Genomic DNA, 1,978 nt, shown 5'->3' with positions numbered 1-1,978 from the left:
ATGATAATTTAAACGAGTCAGGTAAAGTGGCCTGACTTAAACAAACTGGTCTCCGATGAACTCGGGGCGATTCATATTATTATGGAACCCTGCCGTTGAGTGGACGGGTGGAGGCTATGCTTCTACATCACTAGATTTAGCTTTATGGGGAAGTATTCTTTTTAACGGAAAGCTTTTAAAAGAAAAATACCTTAATAAATTAGTTGACGGTACATCAATTCCATCACAAAAAAATCTGGAATATGGCCTCGGAGTTGTCATATATCAAGACAAAGTTTTAGGTAAAATATATGGGCACCGAGGCTGGATCCCTGGTTATACATCAAGCCTCAAATATTATAATAATTACGGTTTTACAATTGCCATCCAAATCAATACTGATACTGCACGTTTGGATGATGGTTCTGATGCAATATTGTTGCTAGAGTCAGCCCTGTCAGATTTTGCTTTGGAACGTAATAACCCAAACCCTTTGATAGAGCTAGGTAAAGAGACGTGATGAATTTTTATTTTAATATCTTTAACTACTATAGCTGATAAAAAGTGGGGAACTGAATATTCCTCAGTGTGTCGATTTAGCTATAATGCAGATAATATTAGCCAAGGTTAGTAACCTTTTACATACAATGACTTCATTATTATTTTTATAAATACACTCATCCTATTAAAAGTGCATACAATAATGCATACAAAAAGTTATTAATGAAAACGCACTAATATTCTTGTAATTATGCGTTAATATTAATTGTTTTCAATGAAAGCCTAGATGTTTGTTTTTTCTATTTAAGAGAATTATTATGTTAATAAAAGCGCTTGTTGTGGGCTTGTTACTTGCTTTCGCGGAGGTGGTAAATGGCAACATTAGAGTGCGAGTTTTGCACCGCTTATATGGCCAACGAAACGCCAAAATAATAAGCTTATTCACTGGTCTTACACTTATCTACGCTATTAATTGGTATGCTCTACTATGGATTGAGCCCTCAGGCTTTTTACAATGCTTACAATTGGGTTTAATTTGGCTGCTGTTGATGCTTTGCTTAGATATTTTTGTTGGTAGATACTTATTTAAATATAAATGGCATAAAATCCTTGATGATTTTAACCTTTCTAAAGGTAATTTATTAAGTGTGGGGATGTTATTACTTTTTATAAGCCCAAGTCTAATTTTTTGGTTGCAAATGTGAGTGATCTGCTTTAATCAAACAGGACACTTTAATAATGGAATATAATCCAATTATTGAGGTGTTAAATGACAAAACGAACAAACAGAAGTTACACAGCAGAATTTAAACAAGAAGCTGTGGCATTGGTAACCGAGCAAGGTTACAGCGTACCTAAGGCAGCAGCGTCTTTAGGTATCACAGATAAATTACTTTATAACTGGAAAGCTAAAGTTGAAGCAGAACAATCTGGTGCCAGTTTGAATGCTGATGAGCGGTCTGAGCTGTTAAGAATTCGCAAGGAAAATAAAGAGCTAAGTAAGGATGGAAAAGGAAATTTTAAAAAAGGCCAGCGCCCTCCTGCTAAAGGAAACCAAGTAACGTTTAAAACGATTAAGCAGTTATCCTCGGTGTTTCCTGTGGTTAAGCTCTGCAAAGTGATGAAAGTAAGCCGCAGTGCTTATTATGCTTGGCTTAAGCGGCCAGCAAAAGTAATTACTGTAGAGCAGCTTAATTTATATCGAAAGGCCAAGTATTTCTTCAAGAAAAGCAGAAATAGCTTAGGCTACCGAGAGCTTAGAAAGAAGTTACGCAGTGAGGGCTTTAGCGTCAGTGATTATGGCGTTCAGAAATTAATGGCAACACTTGGTTTAGTCGTTACTCAACGAGTGGCATACAAGGTAACAACCAAGCGTAAACACAGTGATGCCGTTGCTGATAATCTTTTGAATCAGAACTTTAATCCTGTTGCGCCAAATCAGGTGTGGGCTGGTGATGTGACTTATCTAAGAACTGGCGAAGGTTGGATGTATCTGGCT

2 protein-coding genes are annotated in these 1,978 nt (G+C 36.7%); both read left to right on the top strand.

Annotated features, from left to right (window positions below; genetic code table 11):
- The first annotated feature begins 55 nt into the window (after nucleotides 1-55).
- Nucleotides 56-499, top strand: coding sequence for a serine hydrolase (locus A9479_RS19400; protein ID WP_064664324.1), 444 nt, complete (start codon nucleotides 56-58; stop codon nucleotides 497-499).
- Between the two features lie 750 nt (nucleotides 500-1,249).
- Nucleotides 1,250-1,978, top strand: a 729-nt coding sequence (locus tag A9479_RS19820) for an IS3 family transposase (protein ID WP_082918360.1), incomplete at its 3' end; no start/stop codon positions are given.

Source organism: Pseudoalteromonas sp. MQS005 (assembly GCF_001661605.1).
GTDB classification, from domain to species: Bacteria; Pseudomonadota; Gammaproteobacteria; order Enterobacterales; family Alteromonadaceae; genus Pseudoalteromonas; species Pseudoalteromonas tetraodonis.
This window is presented reverse-complemented; position numbering and strand designations above follow the sequence as displayed.

Coding starts and splice junctions, on each gene's coding strand:
- A9479_RS19400 (WP_064664324.1), top strand. CDS start 56: ATGAACTCGGGGCGATTCATATTATTATGGAACCCTGCCGTTGAGTGG.